This window comes from Bradyrhizobium genosp. SA-3 (assembly GCF_004212635.1).
Classification (GTDB): domain Bacteria; phylum Pseudomonadota; class Alphaproteobacteria; order Rhizobiales; family Xanthobacteraceae; genus Bradyrhizobium.
On record NZ_PSRT01000014.1, the window covers coordinates 43,292 to 64,398 of the forward strand.

Here is a 21,107-nt window from a genome sequence, read left to right on the forward strand (position 1 = left end):
TTGGACAACAACAAGAAGCTGCCGCTCGACGGCGTGATCGTCATCGATCTCGGCCAGGTCTATCAGGGTCCGTATGCCGGCTTCCTGATGGCGCAGGCCGGAGCGACCGTCATCAAGGTCGAGCCGCCGAACGGCGAGCCGGTGCGTCATCGCGCCCGCATCAGCAAGGGCAACGCCGTCCCGTTCGCGATGCTCAACGCGAACAAGCGTAACATCAGCCTGAACCTGAAGTCGCGTGATGGCGTCAGGGTTCTGAAGGAACTCGCGGCGAAGGCCGACGTGCTGATCGAGAACTATGCGCCGGGCGTGCTCGATCGCCTGGGCGTCGGCTATGCCGCGCTCAGCGCCATCAACCCGCGGCTGATCTATGGCTCGGCCACCGGCTACGGCCTGTCGGGTCCGAGCCGCGACAATCTGGCGATGGACCTGACCGTGCAGGCGGTGTCGGGCATCATGAGCGTGACGGGCTTTGCCGATGGTCCTCCGGTCAAGGCCGGCCCTGCCATTACCGACTTCATCAGCGGCGTGCATCTCTACGCCGGCATCCTCACCGCGCTCTACGACCGCGAGAAGAGCGGCCGCGGCCGGCTGGTCGAGATCGCGATGGTCGAGACCGTCTATCCGGCGATGGCCTCGAACCTCGCCGATGTCTTCAATCGCAAGGCGGCGGCTCCCCGTACCGGCAATCGTCACGGCGGCCTCGCGGAGGCGCCTTATAATGTCTATCCCGCGTCCGACGGGTATGTCGCCATCATCAGCGTCAACGAATCCCACTGGACCGGACTGACACGCGCGATGGGGCGGCCGGATCTCGCCGACGATGCCCGATTCAAGACCGTGCTCGACCGTCTGAAGCACATCGATCTGACCGACCAGATCGTGTCCGACTGGTCGTCGCAGCTCACGCGCGACGAGATCACCGAGCTTTGCCGCGTCAACCGGGTTCCCTGCGCCGCGGTTCGCGATCTGCGCGAGGTGACGGAGGACAAGCATCTCCACGCCCGCGGCATGCTGCGCGAGATCGCGCATCCCGAATACGGCGACATCCTCGTCCATCGCAGCCCGCTGGTGCTCCACGATGCGGCGGCGCCGGACTACGTCCCGTCCGCGCGTCTCGGCCAGCACAATGGCGAGGTGTTGTCGGAATATCTCGGCTTGTCCGACAGCGAGATCGATGCGTTGCGCCGCGCCGGCGCCATCGCGCAAGCATGACGAAAGCCGAGACGCAAATGTCCCGGTCCGCCAATTCAGGGGAAGATCACCATGGTCAAGCTGTTTGAAAGCATTGCATTCCGCGGCGTCGAGCTGAGCAACCGGATCGTCGTCTCGCCGATGGGGATGTATTCGGCCGTGAATGGCTACGTCACGCCGTTCCACCTGGTCCACTACGGCAAGTTCGCCCAGGGCGGCGCCGGCCTCGTCTTCGTCGAGCAGACCTCGGTCACCCGGAAGGGGCGCATCACCAACGGCGATCCCGGATTGTGGGAAGACGGCCAGATCGACGGCATGCGCCAGGTCGTTCATGTGATCAAATCCGGCGGCTCGAAGGCAGCGATCCAGATCAATCACGGCGGACGGAAATCCAGCCAGCAGCGCGCGTTCCGCGGCAACAGCCATCTGACGGACCGCGACATCGAGATGGGCGAGGAAACATGGGTGCCCGCGGGGCCTTCGGATGTCCCGTTCTCCGACGGCTTCCAGACGCCCATTCCGCTCAGCAAGGATGGTCTCGTCGGCGTGCGCGACGCCTTCGTCGCGACGGCGCGCCGGGCCGTGCTCGCGGGTTTCGACGTCATCGAGTTACACATGGCGCACGGCTATCTGCTGCAATCGTTCCTGTCGCCGCTCGCCAATTTCCGCACCGACGAATATGGCGGCGGCCTCGAAAACCGGATGCGGTTTCCGCTCGAAGTGACGCGCGCGGTGAGGGTTGCACTGCCCTCTTCCACGCCGCTGTTCGTGCGCATCTCGGCCACCGACTGGATCGACGGCGGCTGGGAGATCGAGGATAGCGTCGTCTTCTCCCGCAAACTGAAGGAGCTGGGCGTCGATCTCGTCGACTGCTCGACCGGCGGCAATCTGCGCGCCGGGTCGACCAATGCCAATCTCGGCCGCGGTCCGGGCTATCAGGTGCCGTTCGCCGAGCGCATTCGCCGTGAGGCCGACATTGCGACCGGCGCCGTCGGGATGATCCGAACCCCGGACTTCGCCGAGAAGGTCCTGCAGGACGGCCGGGCCGATCTCATCTTTCTCGCCCGCCAGATGCTCTACGATCCGTTCTGGGCGCTCCATGCCGCGGAGCATTTCGGGCTGACTGGCAAATTCGAGAAGTGGCCCGAGCAATATGGCTGGTGGCTTGCCAAATGGGGCGGCGCCCTTCGTGCCAGCGGCGAAAGCCTGGACGGGGTGGAGCGATACCGCGAGGCCGCTGAATAGCACCTCGCCCGCCGATAGCGTCGCAAGATCAATCCTGACCTCAAGCATTCAAAATTTTCAAAGGGAGTGAAACAATGAGAAGTGTGCTGGCAGCGTCGATGGTTTTCCTGAGCCTTGCTTCGGCGCATGCGCAGGCGCCTGCATCGAAGCCGGTCAAGCTCGGCGTGCTCAACGATCAGTCGGGGCAGTATGCGGATGCCGCCGGGCCTGCGGCGGTCGAAGTCGCCAAAATGGCGATCGCCGATTTCGGCGGCAAGCTGCTGGGCCAGCCGATCGAGCTCATTTTCGCCGATCACCAGAATAAGACGGATATTGCTTCGGGCATCGCCAGGCGATGGATCGATACCGAAAACGTCGACGTCATTCTCGATATTGGCAACTCCGCGGTCGCGCTCGCGCTGGCCGACCTCGTCCGCGACAAGAACAAGATGATGATCGTGTCGTCGGCGGGCGCATCGACGATCACCAACGAAAAGTGCTCTCCCAACACGTTCCAGTGGACATACAACACCGCCACGCTGGCGCGCAGCACGGCCAAGGCGTTGGTCGGCCAGGGCGGCAACGAATGGTTCTTCCTGACGGCCGATTATGCCTTCGGTCATGCGTTCGAAGCGGATGCTTCGGCCGTAGTCAAGGCGAACGGCGGCAAGGTCGTCGGCTCGGTGCGCCACCCCTTCAACACCAGCGACTTCTCCTCGTTTCTGCTGCAGGCCCAGAGCTCCGGCGCCAATGTGCTGGCGCTCGCCAATGCCAGCGGTGATACCTCCAACTCGCTGATGCAGGCTCACGAATTCGGCTTGCTCGGCCTCAAGAGCAAGATGAAGGTCGCGGCGCTGCTGTTTCAGATAACGGATGCCAAGTCGGTCGGCCTGAAGAACATGCAGGGCCTGTACACGTCGGAAGCCTTCTACTGGGATCGCAACGACGCATCGCGCGCGTTCGGGAAGCGGTTCTTCGACAAGGTCGGCCGCATGCCGACCATGGTTCAGGCCGGGATGTATTCGGCGACCATGCACTATCTGAAGGCCGTCGAGGCGGCCGGCACGCTCGACACCGCTGCGGTGCTGGCAAAATTCCGCTCGATGCCCGTGAACGACTTCTTCTCGGAGAAGGGCTATGTGCGCGAGGACGGCATGCACATCCACGACTACTATCTGCTGCGGGCAAAGACGGTGGAGCAGTCCAAGACGCCGTGGGACTTCTATGACGTCGTCGCGACCGTCCCGGCCGAAGACGCCAACATCCCCCGCGACCAGAGCAAGTGTTCGCTAATGAAGAAGTCCTGATCGCCAGGCGTCATCGATGAACCGAAGCCCGAGCGACAGCTGCAATGCCGCCGCTCGGGGATCGTCAGAACCTCTTTTCACATCCATAGAAATGCGACGTCGTCGCTGACGCGCATTGGCATGCGAGGACCGGCCCCCTAATCTTGCCGCAAACAAGGGAGGCCGAGATGAACGAAAAGCTGCTGTTCTCGCCGCTATGCATTCGGGACGTCGCATTCAAGAACCGGATCGTGGTCCCGCCGATGCTGCAATACGTTGCAGAGCGCGGCTTTCCGACCTCCTGGCACATCACCAACGCGGGCAAGTTCGCCGCGGGCGGCGCGGGTCTCGTGATCGTGGAGTCGACCAAGGTCGAGCGCCGCGGCTGCGGAACGGTCGGAGACCTCGGCATCTGGGATGACAAGTTCATCGCTCCCCTCCGCGACATCGCGAGCTTCATCAAGTCGAACGGCGCCGCCGCCGGCATCCAGCTTGGACATACCGGCCGGAAGGGAAAAGCCCGGCGTCCCTGGGAGGGAGATGGGACCCTCTCCGCCCAGGAGCTTGCTGACGTCGATGACGTGGACGGCTGGGACCTGATCGGTCCGAGCGCACTTGCGTTCGGCAACGGCTATTTCACGCCGCGTGCGCTGGAGCGCAGCGAGATTCCCGATGCGATCGACGCCTGGGGCAAGGCGGCCGCGCGCGCCGGCCAAGCCGGCTTCGACGTCGTCGAGCTGCATGCCGCCCACGGCTATCTGATCCATTCGTTCCTGTCGCCGGAGGCCAACCAGCGTACGGACGATTATGGCGGCAGCGAAGCCAACCGCATGAGGTTCGCGATCGAGGTGGCCGAGTCCGTCCGCGCCCACTGGCCGGCGTCGAAGCCGCTGTTCGTCCGTCTGTCGATCGAGGACGAGGCGGGCTGGGGTCCGGCAGAAAACGCTAGGCTGGTGCGCATCCTGAAGACAAAGGGCGTCGACGTCATCGACTGCAGCACCGGCGGCCTCAACAGCAAGGTGCCGAACTTCTTCCGCCTTAACGAGTATGGCTATCAGGTCCAGTTCGCGGACTATATCCGCCGCGAAGCCGATATCATGACCATGGCGGTCGGCCTCATCATTCACGGCGACCAGGCCGAGGCGATCCTGCAGGATAAGAAGGCCGACCTCGTCGCGGTCGGCCGCGAGTTCATCCACAACCCGAACTGGGCGATGGATGCGGCCCAAAAGCTCGGCGTCGATTCGACCTTCAGCGCGGTCCCGCCGCAGATGGGCTACTGGCTCGAAAAGCGGGCCCGCCGCGGCTTTGGCGGAAATCCCTCCACGTGGCAAAAGGGCATCGCGGCGGATAGCTGATCACCGCCGGGCGCAGTTGCGCGGCGACATCGCCTGTGCTGATTGATTGCGAGGCGTGCCGCAGCTCGCCTCGTGAAGATCCAGCAATTGCGAGCCATCACCGAAAATGTCGTACGAAGACTTGATCAGGCAGACCGAGGCGCGACGCCCGGCCGCGTGGGAGTTGCTCGGCGTCGGCGCCGTCTCCTACGATCAGACACGCGATCGCGTCATGATCGAATGGCATGCCGAGCCGCGGCACTGCCATTCCACTGAAGGACATCCCAAGGGCGGCATCGTGCAGGGTGGGATAGTCACGGGTTGGCTCGACGCGGCCATGGCGACCGCGAGCCTGCTGCGCGGCGAATACCTGATGACGGTCGCGAGCCTCGAGATCAAGGTCGCGTTCCTGCTTCCGGCGCATCCCGGCCTGTACCGCACCTATGGCAAGATCGTTCGGCAGGGCCGCAGCATCGGCTTCATGGAGGCTGAGCTGCGGGACGCCAACGACGTGCTCATCGCAACGGCGAGCTCGACGGCGGCGCTGCGCCCCAAAACTTCCGCCGGGACCAGCCCGGCGTGATCTCTTCGCGGCCTCCGGCTCTCAGAAGCCGTAGAGCCGGGCCGGATTGTCGATCAGGATCTTCCTGCGGACGGCCTCGTCAGGCACGCAGCGCCCGAACAAATCCATCAGCACGGATTCCTTCGGGACCGCATCGTCGGCGTGTCCGACATGCGGCCAGTCGCTGCCCCAGATCAGCCGGTCGGGGTTGGCGGCGACCAGCGCCTTCATGAAGTCTTCCGTGTCCTTGTAGGGGCTGCCGATGCGCGTGTTGCGATCCGCGCCGGACAGCTTGCACCAATAGCGGCCGCTCTTGAGGCCGCGGTCGCAGAACCACTGGTAGCCGCTGTAATTGACGGTCTTGTCCGCCATGGTGCGGCCCTGGTGGTCGATGACGAAGTCGAGCGGGAGCTTTTCGATCTCGGGCGCCAGCTGCTGCAGATCGCCGGTCTCGATCCAGAGCTGCGCGTGCCAGCCGCGCTCGGCGATGCGCGGGGCCAGCGCCTTCAGGTCGTCCAGATTCATGCCGCCGCCCGACAGCACGGGCTTGCCGTCCTGATACAGCAGATTGATGCGCACGCCCTTGAAGCCGGCATCGGTCAACTCGTCCAGCCGCTTGTCGGTGACGTCCTGATTGAGGATCGCGACCGCGCGCAGCTTGTCCGGAAAACGCTTCAGGGCTTCGAGCGTGACCTCGTTGTCCGAGCCGGCATTGCCGGCATGGACGATGACGCCGCGCGAAATGCCGATCGAATTCCACACGTCGAACAGCATCTCGACCGGGAATTCCTGCTTCGGAGCGAATTTGCCGGAATAGTCGACCGGGAAGCGATTGAACGGCCCGTAAATGTGGACGTGGCAATCAGCGCTGCCGTCCGGGAATTTTTCGAGCTTCTCCGTCATGGTGCCCCCTCACTTGCCGGTGAAATTGGCGGATCGGCGCTCCGCCGTGGATTTGACGCCCTCGCGGAAATCGTCGGTCACGCGCAGACGGTTCTGCTCGGCGAGCTCGTGATCCGTCGCCTTCTTGACGCGATCCGCCAGCCCGGCGCGCATGGTGGCGCGGGTCGACAGCAGGCCGAGCGGCGAGCATTCGGCAATCTCCTGCGCGAGCGACAGAGCGGCGGCGCGGACCTGGTCCTGAGGAACCAGCACGCTGGCCAACCCCATCGCCAGCGCCTGCTCACCGGTGACGCGCCGGCTCGTGTAGAACATCAGCTCGGCATTCGACTTGCCGATGGCTTCCGGCAGCGTGACGGTCAGTCCGAAGCCGGGGTGGAAACCGAGGCGGGTGAAATTCGCCGCAAACCGGGCCTCGGGGCAGGTCACGCGAAAATCCGCTGACATCGCCAGACCGAAGCCGCCGCCGATTGCGGCGCCCTGCACCGCTGCGACGATCGGCTTCTTGTTCCGGAAGATGCGCACGGCCTCGATATAGAGGTGACCTCCGTCTCGCTGGTCGCCACTGGCCGGCGCGTCCCGGGCCGGCGTATTGAAATCCGCGCCGGCGCAGAACGCCTTGCCCTGCGCGGCAAGGACGACGGACCGGATTTCGCTGTTCGCATCGATCTTGTCGAGCGCGTCGGCGATGTCGCGGATGAGCTGGAGATCGAAATAGTTCAGCGGCGGCCGCTGAATCTCGATCATTGCGACATGGCCTTGCGTGGTGACGGCGATATCAGTGCTCATGTGGTGTCAGATTCCTGTTGTTGTCCTGATCAGCGAAGTCCGAGCCCGCGCGCGATGATGCCGCGCAGGACTTCCGTAGTGCCGCCCTGGATCGTGAGCTTCGGTGCGATCTTGAGCTCGAAATCCAGCTTGTTGCGGAAGGTGTCCTCTTCGTCGTCCTCGAGGTCGAGCAGCGAAGCGAGCTCGCGGACCCGGTGCGGCAGCGCCTGCTCCCAGACCGTGCCGAGATCCTTGACGATGGCGGCCTCGACCACGGGTTCGCGGCCGGCCTCGAGCATGCCCGCCACCGAGACGGACATGCGGCGCAGCGTGTGCAGTTGCGCGACCAGCTTCCCGATGCCGACCGTCACGCGGACGTCCGGCTTCGCGCCGGCCGCATTGGTGAGCGCGAGCAGCGCGTCGTAGGTTTCGAGAAACCGCTCCGGCCCGGAGCGCTCATAGGCCAGCTCGCTCGTGGCCTGCTTCCAGGCGCCGTCGACCTCGCCGATGACGTGATCATCCGGAATGAACGCGTCCTGGAACACGACCTCGTTGAAGTCGCGCTGGCCGCTCATCTGCCCGATCGGCCGGCAGGTGATGCCGGGCGTCTTCATATCGACCAGGAACGAGGTCAGGCCATGCCGCCGGTTTTCCTTGGTCGAGCCGGAGGTCCGGAACAGGCCGATCATGTAGTCCGCGATGTGCGCGCTGCTGGTCCAGACTTTCGTTCCGTTGATCAGCCAGCCGCCGTCCGTCTTCGTCGCCTTGGTGCTCGCCGCGAATAGGTCCGAGCCTGAATTGGGCTCGCTCATGCCGATGCAGAAGAACAGCTCGCCGCGGATGATGCGGGGAAGCACGTCCTGCTTGATCTTCTCGTGAGCGTAGCGAATGAGGGTCGGGCCGCTCTGACGATCCGCGACGAAGAAGCGGCGCACCGGCGCATTGGCGATCCGCATCTCCTCGGTCACGACGTAGCGTTCGAGGAAGCTGCGCTCCTGACCGCCATACTTCTTCGGCCAGGTCATGCCGATCCAGCCCTTCGCGCCGACGCGGCGGGAGAACTCATCGGCATTCTTCGCGCCGACCTCCGGCCTGTCAGGATCGAACGTGCCCGCCGCGATCTCGCTCTCAAGGAACGCCCGGACCTCCTTGCGCAGCTCCTGGCAATGGGCCGGCAGGCGCATGGCGTCGAAATGAATGAGGGACATCTTGGCTCCTTTCAGCGAGAGGCCAGCAGGGGCCAGAGTTCCCGGGGACCTCTGGCGGTGATGAACTCGCCGAGCTTGAGGCTCCAGAACGTTTCGTCACCGAATTCGTCGCGCCACGACAGCAGGCGCAGCGTGAAACGATGCAGGATGTGCTCGTCGGTGAAGCCGATCGCGCCGTGCACCTGATGGGCGATGCCGGTCCCGCCCTCGGCGGCCTCGCTGCAGCGAATCTTTGCCGCTGCGATCTCCAGCAGCGCGGCGTCGTCATCGAAGCCCGTGCTGGCGATGGTATCCGCCGCCGACGCCGCGGCGGACGCGGCTGCAGCAACCTCGCCGCCGAGCCGCGCGAGGCTGTGCTGGATCGCCTGGAACTTCGAGATCGGCTTCTCGAACGCTACACGCTGCTGCGAATACAGGACCGAGAGTTCAAGAATCCTGTCCAGCGCGCCTGCAATCTGCTGCGCTCGCGCCGCCGCCCCCATCAGGAGAAGAACGTCCTTTTCACGCGTTCCCGATTGCTTAAGGCGTGCACTGTGAACCGGCAGGACGCCCGCGAACTCCACGCTATCGCGCGCGTCGCCCGCGAGACTCTTGCCGGGCTTCAGCTTGCAATCGGCTGTTCGGACCAGAGCGACCGACGGCCCCTCGTCTCCAGTGACCAGCACGACGAGATGCGCGACGTCGCTGGCAAAAGGCACCATGCGGGCGCGGCCGTTGATGCGGCCGGTCTTGTCGAGCGTGAGATGATCTTTCGGCCGCACCGGCGCCAGCGTCATCGGGCCGCCGGGCGCGATCAGACCTGCACGATCCAGCAGCCACCCGGCCAGAAGCGTTTCCGCGAGCGGCACTGCCAAAGCCGCGCGGCCGGCCTCGCGAATGATGCCGAAGCCGTCGGCGAGCGACGCGCCAGCACCGCCCGCGGTCTCGGAGGCCCAGGCGAGGTCCAGTCCGATGTCCTGAAGCGACGACCAGAGCGGCGCCTTCCAGGCGTCGTCGCGCTTCTGCACGATGGTCTGCGGATCGGCCAGATCCGCAAACACGCGCGCGGCGGTTTCGACGACGAGGGTTTCAGAAGCTGACATCGTCATTCTCTCGTTAGGTGGACGAAGGGCGCGGGCCGATCACGCCCTCGGTTCGAAGCGCGGCAATCTCGGGCCCCGACAGGTCGAGCATGGACGACAGCACCTCGTCGGTGTTCGCGCCCAATCTCGAGGAGACCGCGGCCGGCAACCTGTCGGCGCCATGGATGCGGATCGGGCTGTCCGGAATCACGATCCGTCCGAACTGCGGATGCTCGATCCATTCGAGCATGCCGCGCGCATGCATGTGCCGGTCGTTGCAGACCTCTTCGAGGTCGCGAACCGGCGCGGACGGCACCTTGAATTTCGCCAGCGCCGCGCAGGCCTCCTCGCGGGTGATCTTCGCGCTCCAGTCCGCGATCAGCTGGTCGGTCTGGTCCATGTTGCGAACGCGCGCGACCTTGTCCCGGAAGCGCGGATCGTCGGCCAATTCGGTGCGGCCGATAGCCTGCAGCAGGGCCGCCCAGTGCTTGTCGTTGGTCGCGATGATCGCGATGTAGCCGTCGCTCGCCGGATAGACATTATATGGTGCCGCGGAGAGCCCGCCATGTCGGTTGCCGGTGCGCGGCGGCGCCCGGCCGATGTCGTACATGTAGGCTAGGTTCGAGGCGAGCGCAGGAAACACGGCTTCCTGCATCGCCACTTCCACCAGCCGCCCGACGCCCGTGATCTGCCGCTCGTACAAGGCCGTCATCACGCCGGCATAGAGATGAATGCCGCTCATGAAATCGACGAGCGCCGGACCGGCCTTGACGGGCGGACTATCCGGAAAGCCGGTGACGCTCATCAGCCCCGACACCGCCTGCACCGTCACGTCCATCGCCAAATTGTCCTTGTCCGGGCCCGACAGCCCGTAACCGGAGCCCGAGGCGTAGACGAGCCGCGGATTGAGCTCGTGCAGCACGGACCAGCCGATGCCGAGCCGATCCATCACGCCGGGCGCGTAGTTTTCGAGGAGGACGTCTGCATCCTTGACCAGGCGCTTGAGTATCTCCTTGCCCTTCGCGGATTTCAGATCGAGCGTGATGCACTGCTTGTGGCCGTTCAGCATCGCAAACGGCGCACCCGAGCCGCGACTGACGCTGTCGCGTTGACGAACCGGCTCACCGGCGAGCGGCTCGATCTTGATCACCCTGGCTCCGGCCTTGGCCATCAGATACGTCGCGTAAGGGCCCTGATAGACCTGGCCAAGATCGATGACCGTGAGGCCATCGAGCGGAAGATTGCGTCGACCCTGCATGTGTCTGTCTCGAATTCCTTGCAACGAGCTATCTCCGCTAGGCGCCGAGATAGGCTTCCTGGATGTCGGGTGCGTCCGCGATCTCGCCGGCCGATCCTTCGCGCACGATCGATCCTACCCTCAGCACATAGGCGCGGTCGGCAATCTTGAGCGCCGCGCGCATGTTCTGTTCGACCAGAAGCGCCGAGAGGCCCTTGGCCCGCAACGCGCCGATGGCACCGAGCACGAATTTTGAGAAGAACGGCGACAGGCCGAGCGACGGCTCGTCGAACAGGATCAGTCGCGGACGCGCCATCAACCCGCGGCCAATGGCCAGCATCTGCTGCTCACCGCCGCTGAGATTGCCGGCCGCCTGCCGGAAGCGCTCACGCAAACGCGGAAACATGTTCAAGACGTCCTCGACCGAGAACACGGGGCCGCTGCCGAATGCATCGACGATCTTCAGGTTCGCCTCGACCGTCATCGACGGAAAGATCTCGCGCCCTTCGGGCACGTGGCTGATGCCGGCCCGGCTGAGCGTCCAAGGCTTGCGGCCGTCGATACGCTGGTTTGCGAACTCGATGCGGCCGGCGGTGATCGGCAGGACACCGGAGATGACGTTCAACAGCGTGGTCTTGCCCGCGCCGTTCGCGCCGAGGATCGCGACGATCTCCCCGCGATTGACGGAGAGCGAGACGCCGCGCAGCGCGACGACCTTGCCGTAGGCCGCCGAGACGTCCTTGACGGTCAGCAGCGCGCCATCACTCGTCATCGTCGGCCCCCAAATATGCGGTCACGACCTCGGGATGACTGAGGACGTGATGCGGCGCGTCGACCACGACCGGCTTGCCGTCGACGACGACGAGCGCGCGGCCGCAGAGTTGCCGGATGACGGCCATGTCGTGCTCGACGATCAGGATCGTCCGCCCCGGCGCGATCGCACGGATCAGCGCGATGAAGTCGGCGGTCTCGCGCCCGTTCATGCCGGCCGCAGGCTCGTCGAGGAACATGATCTTCGGATCGGACATCAATGCGATGCCGACGGCGAGCCGGCGCTGCACGCCATAGGCCAGCACGCCGGCCTTGCGGTTCCGCTCTCCGGCGAGGCCGATCAGCGCGAGCACCTCCTCGACGCGGCCCTGGAAGGCCTGCTGATCCCCGGTACAGGACCTGCTGCCGACGATCCGTCCGAGGACACCGTGGCGAAAGCTTGCATGGCGGCCGAACAGGAGATTCTCCAGCACCGTGCTCTCGGCGAACACCGCCGTGCGCTGGAAGGTCCGGGCGACGCCGGAGCGCGCGATGAGATGCGGAGCCACGCCAGCGATCTCGCTGCCCATGATGCGGATCGATCCACTGGTCGGCACGGTGATGCCGCAGAGGATGTCGAACAGCGTCGACTTGCCCGCACCGTTCGGACCGATGATACCGAAGATCTCGCCTTCCTGCACATCGAGGCTGACGCCGTTCAGCGCCGTCACGCCGCCGTAGCGTTTGACGATGTCCCGGGCCGAGACGGCTGGGCGCTCAGCGGCTGCGATCGTCATCTGTCTTCCTTCCCAACCGGTCACGCAGAGCGACGCCCAATTGATGCAATCCGCCAGGCGCAAACATCATGATCAGGATGATGATCGACGAGAACACCAGGATCCGTACATTCGGATCGAGGTTCATGGCCTGCGGGATCAGCGTGAACATCGCAGCGCCGATGACCGGACCGACCACGAGCTGCGCGCCGCCCAGCAGCACCATCAGGAGGCCATCCACCGTGTTCGCGACGCTGAACACCTCGGGCGTGACGATCTGCGTATAGGGAACGGCGAGCGCACCCGCGAGCGCCGCGAACGGCGCGCTGAGCATGAACGCCTTCAGCCTGACTCGCGCGACATCGACGCCGACCGAACGCGCCAGATGCGGATTCTGACGGACGCTGTCCATCGCGGCGCCGAACGGAGACCGGCGCAGGGCGACCAGGAACAGAATCGCCAGCAGCAGAATTCCGGCGGTGACCGCAAAATAGGTCTGCGGGTCCGACAGCTGAAGCGGTCCGATCTTGATAGGGGGAAAGCCGAACAGCCCGAGCGGACCGCCGGTGATTTCCTCAAGATTCGTCGCCGCGACCATAGCGACGCCGGTGAGGCCCCAGGAGACGATCGAGAAGTAGGCGCCGGTCAGGCGCAGCGTGATGATTCCGATGACGGCGGCCAATACCACGGCGAGTACGAGCGCGATCGGCACCGCGACCTCGAAGGGCAGTCCTAGCTTGCCCATTCCGATCGCCGCGCCATAGGCGCCGACGCCGAAGAACAAGCATTGGCCAAGCGGGACTTCGCCGACACCGCCGAGGATGATGTTGATGCTCAAGGCAAACAAGGCGAACGCGCAGGTATAGCCTGCCAGAGTTACCACAAACGGGTCGGTGAAGGTGTAAGCGAACACGACGATGACGATGAGAGCGCAGGCGACGTAGGAGGCCTCCCGCGCGATACGTCCAGACCTGTTCTTGGCCGAGACAGCGACCTGCTTCCTGTCGATCATCGTGCCGAAGTCCTGGGTCGCCATACTAGTGCCGATGCTGCTGGAGTTGACCGAGCAGTCCCTGTGGACGGAACAGCAGCGTGGCGATGACCAGCGCCCAGCCTAACGCGGGCGTCCAAGAGACCGAGACATAAGTTTCGAACAGCGCGTTGGCGACACCGATCAGAAGCGCTCCCAGCATCGCGCCGGGAATACTGCCCATGCCGCCCAGGATGACGACGGTAAATCCGACGATCAGGGCGCTGTATCCCATGGTCGGATAGATCGTCGAGATCGGCGCCAGCAGCGCACCGGCAAGACCCGCCGCGGCGACCCCGAGCACAAAGGCAAGCGCGCGTATCCAGGGCACGTCAATCCCGGAATAAAGCGCGCCACGCGCGTTCTGGGCAACCGCGACGACCTGCTGACCCTTGATGCTCAGGCGAAGCCACAGGCCGAGGGCACCGAGCACGAGCACCGAGCAAACGAATATGAAAGCGCGCTGCGAAGTGACGAAGATCCCAAAAAATCGCATCGTGCTCTGCCCTAGAGGCGACGGCACAGGAAGCGGATCCGGCCCGAAGATCAGGATCAATCCGGCCACCGCCGCCTGACCGAGCGCGAAGGTCACGATCAACGAGCCGTGATGCGAGTCTCCGTAGAGGCTGCGCCTGATGACAATCCATTCGGTCAGCGCTCCGATGATCACGACGATCAGTACGGAGAGCGGAACAGCGGCCAAATAGCTCAGGCCTTGCGACGTTAGCAAATAGCAGGCGTAGCCGCCCATGGCGAAGAACGCGCCATGGGCAAAGTTTGCGATGCCCACGATTCCAAAGATCAGCGTCAGGCCGACGGCGATGACGGCATAGCCGGCGCCCAGCACCAATCCGTTGACTAGGGTTTGAGCCAGAAGTTCCAAAGCCTACGCACCTTCTACTTTGCACTGCGGTCTACTTTGCACTGCGGTCGATCTTCAGTTCGAGCTGACGCGCTCAAGCTGAACGACAGCCCCGTTCTCGACTCGCTGAATGTAGAAGTACGGCGCGCGCGCCCTGCCCTTTTCGTCGAACTTCAGCAGGCCACGCGGGCTCTGCCAGGCGCCTTCGCGAATGACGTTCGAGATCTTGTCGTAGTCACTATCGGTGCCGGCCTTGTCCATCGCCGACGCAATCAGGTTGATCGCTTCGAAGATCACCAGTTCGCCTTTGCCCGGGACGCTGTTGAACTTCTTCTGGTAGTTCTCGACGAATTCTTTCCCGTCGGGCCCCGGATCGGACGCCATGAAGATTTCACCCGTAATGATACCATTCATCGCGCCCTCCGACGGCTTGATCATGCCCGGCGTCACCACGCCCGGCGACATCACCTCGATCTTGAAGCCGCCGATCTGTCGCACCTGCTTCCAGAGCTGGGCTGCACGCGCCGGATAGGCATCGGCGATGTAAATCATGTCGGGATTGCTTGCCTTGATCTTGGTGAGGATAGACGTGAAGTCGTTGGTCTCGGCATCGTAGGTCGACGTGCTGACCAGTTCGATGCCGGCTGACTTGAGGCTTTCCTTGAGCTTCTCCAGAACGGTCTTGTTAAACTCGGAATTCTCGCCCATGTAGGCGACCGTCTTCGGCTTCAGCGTCTTGACGATGTAGGCGTTGAACGCCTCGGAATTCAGCGACACCGTGTTGTTGATCTGGAACAGCCAGGGGCTGCCCTGGTCGGTGATGGCGTCGGCCTGCGCACCGGCGTTCACCTGCAGGATGCGTTTCTTCGTGACCGAGGATTCCGCGAGCACGACCGAGCTGTTGGTGCCGCCGGTGATCGCCTTCACGCGTCCGACGGACATCAGCTTCTGCACCGCTGCGACGCCACCCTGCGGCGTGCCCTTCTCGTCCTCGAAGACCAGCTCGATCTTGCGGCCGCCGAGAATGCCGCCGCGCTGATTGACAAGGTCGGCGGCATATTCGGCGCCGCGCTGCAGCTCCTGCCCGTAAGTCGCCGCTGCGCCGCTCAGAGGCAGCGCAAGGCCGATCTTGACCGGGTCGGCGGCCATTGCGCCGGGCGCATAGGCGAGCTGCACAGTCGCGGCCACGATGGCCCCCAACGACAACATGATTTTTCGGCGATCCGCACGCATCATCGTTCTTCCCTTATGATTTTATCCGGCCGTCCACGGCGGCGCCGCGGCGGCCCTGTTGAATGCAGGTCAACTCAGGCGTTCGAGCTCAATTCAGATTGCGCTGAAAGAGATCGAACAGGCGCTCCCAATGCCGCTCGGTGCTGGCCTTGTGGTAGAGGCGCCGGGTCGGAAAGGCGAAGCCGTGCTCGGCTTCCGGATAGTATTCCATCCGTCCGTTGATGCCGGTCGTCTTGATCGCCTGCGACACCTGCTCGAGCATCTCGGCCGGCGCGTAGTGATCATGCTCGGCGAGAGCGAAGTAGATCTCCCCCTTGATCTTATCGGTGACGAGATGCGCGGAGTCTGGCTGGTCGGTGACGAGGCGCGCGCCGTAGACGGAGGCGCCGGCGGCCATACGATCGGGAAATACGCCCATCGCGCGGTAGACGTAGCGGCCACTCATGCAATAGCCGACGCATCCCGTCTTGCCCTGCCGCGCCGCCGGTTCATTGGCGAGGAAGTCGAACATGACTTGCGTGTCTTCCATCACCATGGTGTTGGTGAGGTGGCGATTAAGCTTCCACATAAATTCCAGCTTGTCCGCGCAAGCGGGGTCCCACAGCCGGTTGGCGTCGAGATCGACGCAGCGGACCATGCGGTAATACATGTTCGGCATGATGACGTAGTAGCCGACCGTCGCGAGACGCCGGCACATGTCAGATAGCTCCTCGCGGACGCCGACCGAGTCCATATAGAAGATGACAACAGGGAACGGTCCTGGACGGTCCGGGTGAAACACATACGTGTTCATCACCCCGTCCTTGGTTTTCAGATCGACGACCTTCTCCTGCACGACTCCACCCTTCTAACCATTTTGTATCCCCGCGCGTTCGAGGCGTGGAGTGGGCGGAGAATGTGCCGGGCCGAAGCTGAAAGCCAGAGCATTACAGATATGCGTGCGTATTTACAGATATGTGAAAATGGATTTGCTCAATTGCGAGCTTTTGTCGCGGATGCGCGGTCCTCCCGCGTGACGAATTTGTCGATGCCTTCGCGCAGTGATCTCAGAATCTGCGTTCGCTTGGACACGAGCCGCTCGACCGGCCCGCCGACGCCGATCGCCAGGATGCGGCCGTGGCGCCGCTCCGGCAACAACATACCGATGACACCCGCGCCAGCCGTCACGGTGTGAAGGGAGATGACGTAACCGTCCTTGCGGATCTTGCGGAGTTTCTGCATCAGCTCCTTCAAGTCGACCTTCTTCTTCCGGTCTTCCTCCTCGAAATTGATGCGGCGCACGAGCTTCTCGATGGTCTCGTCCGAACGCGCGCTCAACAGCATCCATCCGAGACCCGAACGCGCGAGCGGCCGGATCGTCCCTGGCCTGATCGAGAACTGGATCGCGCGCGGCGAAGGCTGGACGTGGATATATTGCATGTACAGATCGCTCTGCGTCGCGATGCTGACGGTCTCTTCTGTTTCCTTGTTGAGGTGGTTGACCAGCCCAGAAATTCCGCGCTCTCCGAAAAGGGCGCCCTGCACCCATTGCCCGAGCTGAACGATCCGCATCGTCGGCATGTAGGTTCGCGAATAACGGTCGAAGTCGATATAGCCGAGCACCACCATGCTCTTGAGGACCGCGGAGGCGCTCGAGACCGGATAACCGAAGCGCAAGGCGACCTCCTTGAGACTCAATGGCCGCTGCATCTCGTCGAAATATTCCAGGATCTCGAACAGCCGCCTGGCCGTCTTGATGACCTCTTTGGACATGCTTCCTCGCTCGCTTTTTCACATAGATAGAAAAGTTTTCCCATGGACGAAAGCCATTTCGCGGTTTCCTGGCGTTTGCTAAAAGGCTCAGCAAACGGAGGACGTCGATGATTTCTGCCGAGCAGATGAAGTTCGAAGTGTCCGATCGCGTCGCGACGATCACATTCGACCGCCCGGACAAGATGAACGCGTGGACGCCGGTCATGGAGAGCGAGCTGCACCGCCTGATGGCGATCGCGTCCGAAGACGACGACGTGCGCGCGATCGTAATCACCGGCGCCGGCCGGGCCTTCTGCGCTGGCGCCGACATGGGCCGCCTGTCGGATGCGTCGTCGGGAAGCGCGAGCGCCGCTGCACCGACCGTTCCCCCGGTCAGCGACGACGATCTGGCGCAGCGCTACAGCTATCTGCTGGCCGTTCCCAAGCCGGTCATTGCGGGCATCAATGGCGCAATTGCGGGCGTCGGCCTTTGCATCGCGCTCTATTGCGATCTCCGCTTCATGGCCGCTGGTGCGAAGCTCACCACGTCCTTCGCCCGGCGCGGCCTGATCGCAGAGCACGGTAGCGCCTGGATGTTGCGCCAGCTCATCGGACCGATGAATGCCGCTGACCTTCTTCTTTCGGGGCGCGTGGTCGAAGCTGCGGAAGCCGAGAGGCTCGGCCTGGTCAGAATGCTGCCCGCGGACACTTTCCGCGGGACCGTGCAACAGACGGCGTCGGATTTCGCCAATCTCTGCTCACCCCGGTCCATGCGCATCATCAAGCATCAGCTGACGGCAGCTCCCCGGCAAACCCTGGCCGAAGCCACGCAACTCGCCAACAGGGAGGTCGCGATCTGCCGTGGAACGAAAGATTTTAGGGAAGGCGTTGCCCATTTCGTCGAAAAGCGAGCGCCGCGCTTCACTGGCAAGTGAACGCGCTCAAGAGTGCTTCCACACTACTTGCCGTAGCGACTGATCAGCGCCGGCTGCGTGCTGCCCGCATTGACAACTCTTTGGCTGCAGAGACATCCGTCCTAATCCTCGTCACGGTCCACCGGACTTACCATGATCGCTTCAGCCTCTCAGCTTTTGTAGAACCTCTGGTACACTACCTGTTTCCGCAAAGCGGCGTTAGCTGCGTCCTCAGCACGCGCAGCACAATATATGTGCCTTTCAAATGTGTCCGGTGTCTTGCGGTCTTCGCCGTGTCCCGTTGCCGCTCATGAACCGATGGAAGCGCCGAGCCGCGCCCGAAAGCGAGCGCCCACAGGTCAGCAGGAGCAAAGTCAATAGAAACTAGTCTCAGGCCGCGTTGGCCAATCTGCATGGCGCTATGCGGTAGTGACGGCCTTGCAGTCGATGGCGGCTTGGATCTCGGCCTCGCTCAGGCCGGCCTGGCGCAGCACCTCGCGCGAATGCTCGCCAAGGTGCGGCGCGCCGCGGTGAATGCCGGCCGGGCTTTCCGAGAATTTCGTCGCCGGGCGCGCCTGCCGGATGCGTCCTTCGGTTGGGTGATCGATGTCTGCGAATAGCCCAACGGCGGCAAGATGCGGCTGCAGCCCGATATCAGTAAGCCGGGCGAAGGCGGTGTGCGGCACATCTAGCCGCAGCAGTAATTCCTCCCACTCCGCGGTGGTGAGGGTCGGGCCGATCTCACTCATGCGGTCATAGATCTTGTCGATGTTCTGGGAGCGTAGCACGGGATCGCGCACGTCAAGCTCATCGCTTAATTCAGGGCGGCCCACGGCCTCGAAAAAGGCGCACCAATTGTCCCCGGAGTAAGGCAGCATCGTCAGCCAGCCATCCTTCGTCTTTACGGGGCGCCGATTCTTCATTCGCTTGTAGCCGGTCGGGCCGATCGGCGGATCAAAGGCATGGCCGCCCAGCATCTCGATGCTGTTGAAGCCGGCGATGGTTTCCAGCATTGGCACTTCGACCATCTGGCCCCGCCCACTGCGCTCGCGCCGGAACAGAGCGGCAGAGACCGCGCTGACCATCGCCATCGCGCAGATCTTATCGCCGATCAGGCTTGGAACAAATTCAGGCTCCTCGTCCGATCCGATCGATGACGCAAGCCCTGAAGCCGCCTGGATTATTTCGTCGAAGGCGGGTCGCGCCGCCCACGGACCATCCTGGCCGAAGCCGGTGGCCGCAGCATAAATCAGCCGGGGATTGAGTCTCGCGCAGGCCTCGTAACCGAAGCCAAGGCGCGCCATCGCGGCCGGGCGCACATTGGTGACGAGCGCGTCGACGGTTGGGATCAGCTTCGCGAGCGCGGCCTTCCCCGCGGGCTTCTTCAGATCGAGAGAGAGGCTGCGCTTGTTACGGTTGACCGCCATGAACTGGCCGCTCATGCCGCGGTTACGAAATACACCCGTGTAGCGCCAGGTGTCGCCGGCGGGTGGTTCGACTTTGATGACATCGGCGCCCCAGTCGCCCAACATCTGCGTGGCATAGGGACCGAACAGTACGCTCGTCAGATCGAGAATGCGGATACCGCTGAGGGGACCTGTCATTTCTTCACTGGGGCTGGAGGAAGGGATCAATATGGGACGCAAGCGGGAAAAGGCTGGAGCACCCGCCCGCTTGTCATTGCGTCCGGACTATTCGCCAATCACATCGCCGAACAGCTCCCAAGATTTGCCGTTGAACCGCGCCATCTGCAACTGGCGGATCGGCGTGACCTGCTCGGCCGAGGTGTTGAGCTTGATGCCCGGTAGCAGCATCGGCAGCTCGACATCCTTGAACGACTGCGTTTGCTTTATCAGGTTCGCGCGCGTCAGATCGTTGCCGGCACGTAGTAGCACCAACTCCATGATCTGCGCCATCGTGTAGCCAGTGACGTTGAAGATGTCGGCAGGATCAGCTCCGGGATTGTACGTCTTCATCCACTCGCGCCAGGCCTTCATGCCGGCGTCATTCTCCCACCGCGGATCGCCGGGATCCTTCTGAAAGGCGCCGGTGACGATGCCGATGGAGTTCTCGAGCCCGGCCGGGACCAACACGGAGCCCACGGAATTGGACACGGCGGGAAGGATGATCTGCGGCTTCCAGCCGAGCTCCGCGATCTTCTTGATCGCTTGCGCCGCAAATTTCGGCGTGCACTCGTTGAAGACAACGTCGGCGCCGGCGGCCTTGAACTTGACTATCTGGGAGTCGACGGTCGGATCGGACGTCTCGTAGACCGCTTCCGAGACGATCTGGTTGACGTGCTCGCCCAGCCCTTCTTTGAAGCCCGCAAGATAGTCGCGCCCTGGATCCTCATTCGGCGTGATGACGGCGATTTTGGCGTCCGGCTTGTTCGCCAAAATCCACTTCGCGTAGATCCGCCCCTCGGTCCTGTAGGTCGGCTGCGAACCGGTGGTCCAGGGGAAATGCCGCGGGTCATTCCAGCGGCTGGCACCGCTCGACGGAAACAGTTGCGGTATCTTCTTGGCATTGAGATACTTCTGCGCCGCGATGTTCGGACCGGTTCCGAGCATCGAGAACATCGCCAACACCTCGTCGCTCTCGACGAGACGCCGCACCTGCTCCACCGTCTTCGCCGGCGAATATGCATCGTCCATGCTGAGAAGCTCGACCTTGCGTCCGTTGATGCCGCCATTGTCATTGAGCATCTTGAAATAAGCGATCTCGGCGCGACCGATCGCGGAATAGGCCGAGGCCGGCCCCGAATAGGGCATTGTCTGGCCGAGCTTTATTGTCGTGTCTGTCGCACCCGTGTCGTAGTTTCCGGCGATTGCAGCCGAAGCGGCACAGAAGCTTGTGAATAAAGCGAAAGCGCCAAGGACGAATTGTCTTCTCTGCATTTTCAGATTCTCCTCCCGCCAAGACCATGGCCGCGAGTTCATGCGCCACTCGGCCTTGCGTCGTTTGTTCTTGCTTGACGTAAGCCGCAGTAATCTCGACATCGGCGGGTGAGATCATACTCGCGTTTTGCAGTTTGAGA

20 protein-coding genes are annotated in these 21,107 nt (G+C 63.3%); 6 read left to right on the plus strand and 14 right to left on the minus strand.

All coding sequences use genetic code 11. From position 1 onward, the window contains the following. From CWO91_RS06695 to CWO91_RS06715, 5 genes are all read left to right on the plus strand, one after another. Entirely contained in the window at window positions 1–1,212 is a 1,212-nt protein-coding gene (locus tag CWO91_RS06695; protein WP_130212754.1) for a CaiB/BaiF CoA transferase family protein, read from the plus strand. Window positions 1,213–1,263: 51 nt separating this feature from the next. Continuing rightward, window positions 1,264–2,436 carry an NADH:flavin oxidoreductase/NADH oxidase gene (locus tag CWO91_RS06700; RefSeq protein WP_130212755.1) on the plus strand — a complete coding sequence of 391 codons (1,173 nt, stop codon included), beginning with the start codon at window positions 1,264–1,266 and terminating at the stop codon, window positions 2,434–2,436. A 74-nt stretch (window positions 2,437–2,510) separates the two neighbouring features. Beyond that, the gene (locus tag CWO91_RS06705; protein ID WP_130212756.1) at window positions 2,511–3,722 is read left to right on the plus strand and encodes an ABC transporter substrate-binding protein; all 1,212 of its coding nucleotides are present in this window, start codon (window positions 2,511–2,513) and stop codon (window positions 3,720–3,722) included. A 167-nt stretch (window positions 3,723–3,889) separates the two neighbouring features. After that, on the plus strand, window positions 3,890–5,059 hold the full coding sequence (locus CWO91_RS06710) for an NADH:flavin oxidoreductase/NADH oxidase (RefSeq protein ID WP_130212757.1): 1,170 nt from the start codon (window positions 3,890–3,892) through the stop codon (window positions 5,057–5,059). Between the two features lie 106 nt (window positions 5,060–5,165). Next, a complete protein-coding gene (locus CWO91_RS06715) occupies window positions 5,166–5,621 on the plus strand; it encodes a PaaI family thioesterase (protein ID WP_130212758.1) in 456 nt (151 codons plus the stop codon). A 21-nt stretch (window positions 5,622–5,642) separates the two neighbouring features. Here CWO91_RS06715 and CWO91_RS06720 read toward each other — a convergent pair whose 3' ends face one another. The 12 genes from CWO91_RS06720 to CWO91_RS06775 form a co-directional block, all read right to left on the minus strand. Next, on the minus strand, window positions 5,643–6,503 hold the full coding sequence (locus CWO91_RS06720) for an amidohydrolase family protein (RefSeq protein WP_130212759.1): 861 nt from the start codon (window positions 6,501–6,503) through the stop codon (window positions 5,643–5,645). Window positions 6,504–6,512: 9 nt separating this feature from the next. Further along, complete coding sequence (locus tag CWO91_RS06725; RefSeq protein ID WP_130212760.1) at window positions 6,513–7,289, minus strand: enoyl-CoA hydratase/isomerase family protein; 777 nt, start codon at window positions 7,287–7,289, stop codon at window positions 6,513–6,515. A gap of 29 nt (window positions 7,290–7,318) precedes the next feature. After that, on the minus strand, window positions 7,319–8,476 hold the full coding sequence (locus CWO91_RS06730) for an acyl-CoA dehydrogenase family protein (protein ID WP_130212761.1): 1,158 nt from the start codon (window positions 8,474–8,476) through the stop codon (window positions 7,319–7,321). Window positions 8,477–8,487: 11 nt separating this feature from the next. Next, window positions 8,488–9,558, minus strand: a complete 1,071-nt coding sequence (locus CWO91_RS06735; RefSeq protein ID WP_165405269.1) for an acyl-CoA dehydrogenase family protein — start codon at window positions 9,556–9,558, stop codon at window positions 8,488–8,490. Between the two features lie 13 nt (window positions 9,559–9,571). Continuing rightward, complete coding sequence (locus CWO91_RS06740; protein ID WP_130212763.1) at window positions 9,572–10,795, minus strand: CaiB/BaiF CoA transferase family protein; 1,224 nt, start codon at window positions 10,793–10,795, stop codon at window positions 9,572–9,574. Between the two features lie 37 nt (window positions 10,796–10,832). Beyond that, a complete protein-coding gene (locus tag CWO91_RS06745; RefSeq protein ID WP_130212764.1) occupies window positions 10,833–11,546 on the minus strand; it encodes an ABC transporter ATP-binding protein in 714 nt (237 codons plus the stop codon). Continuing rightward, complete coding sequence (locus CWO91_RS06750; RefSeq protein ID WP_245471143.1) at window positions 11,536–12,321, minus strand: ABC transporter ATP-binding protein; 786 nt, start codon at window positions 12,319–12,321, stop codon at window positions 11,536–11,538. Before CWO91_RS06750 ends, CWO91_RS06745 begins: the two co-directional genes overlap by 11 nt. Then, a complete protein-coding gene (locus CWO91_RS06755; protein ID WP_130212765.1) occupies window positions 12,302–13,336 on the minus strand; it encodes a branched-chain amino acid ABC transporter permease in 1,035 nt (344 codons plus the stop codon). The genes CWO91_RS06750 and CWO91_RS06755 overlap by 20 nt, the downstream gene beginning before the upstream one ends. A gap of 1 nt (window position 13,337) precedes the next feature. Next, window positions 13,338–14,213 carry a branched-chain amino acid ABC transporter permease gene (locus CWO91_RS06760; protein ID WP_130212766.1) on the minus strand — a complete coding sequence of 292 codons (876 nt, stop codon included), beginning with the start codon at window positions 14,211–14,213 and terminating at the stop codon, window positions 13,338–13,340. A gap of 54 nt (window positions 14,214–14,267) precedes the next feature. After that, entirely contained in the window at window positions 14,268–15,428 is a 1,161-nt protein-coding gene (locus tag CWO91_RS06765) for an ABC transporter substrate-binding protein (protein WP_245471145.1), read from the minus strand. A gap of 85 nt (window positions 15,429–15,513) precedes the next feature. Further along, a complete protein-coding gene (locus tag CWO91_RS06770; protein WP_130212767.1) occupies window positions 15,514–16,260 on the minus strand; it encodes a dienelactone hydrolase family protein in 747 nt (248 codons plus the stop codon). 137 nt (window positions 16,261–16,397) lie between these two features. Next, window positions 16,398–17,177, minus strand: a complete 780-nt coding sequence (locus tag CWO91_RS06775; protein WP_130212768.1) for an IclR family transcriptional regulator — start codon at window positions 17,175–17,177, stop codon at window positions 16,398–16,400. 110 nt (window positions 17,178–17,287) lie between these two features. Here CWO91_RS06775 and CWO91_RS06780 point away from each other — a divergent pair, with 110 nt between their 5' ends. Continuing rightward, the gene (locus CWO91_RS06780; RefSeq protein WP_165405275.1) at window positions 17,288–18,091 is read left to right on the plus strand and encodes an enoyl-CoA hydratase-related protein; all 804 of its coding nucleotides are present in this window, start codon (window positions 17,288–17,290) and stop codon (window positions 18,089–18,091) included. 398 nt (window positions 18,092–18,489) lie between these two features. Here the strand turns inward: CWO91_RS06780 and CWO91_RS06785 are convergent, their stop codons facing one another. Next, a complete protein-coding gene (locus tag CWO91_RS06785) occupies window positions 18,490–19,674 on the minus strand; it encodes a CaiB/BaiF CoA transferase family protein (protein ID WP_130212770.1) in 1,185 nt (394 codons plus the stop codon). An 87-nt stretch (window positions 19,675–19,761) separates the two neighbouring features. Next, entirely contained in the window at window positions 19,762–20,967 is a 1,206-nt protein-coding gene (locus CWO91_RS06790; RefSeq protein ID WP_130212771.1) for an ABC transporter substrate-binding protein, read from the minus strand. Window positions 20,968–21,107 lie beyond the last annotated feature (140 nt).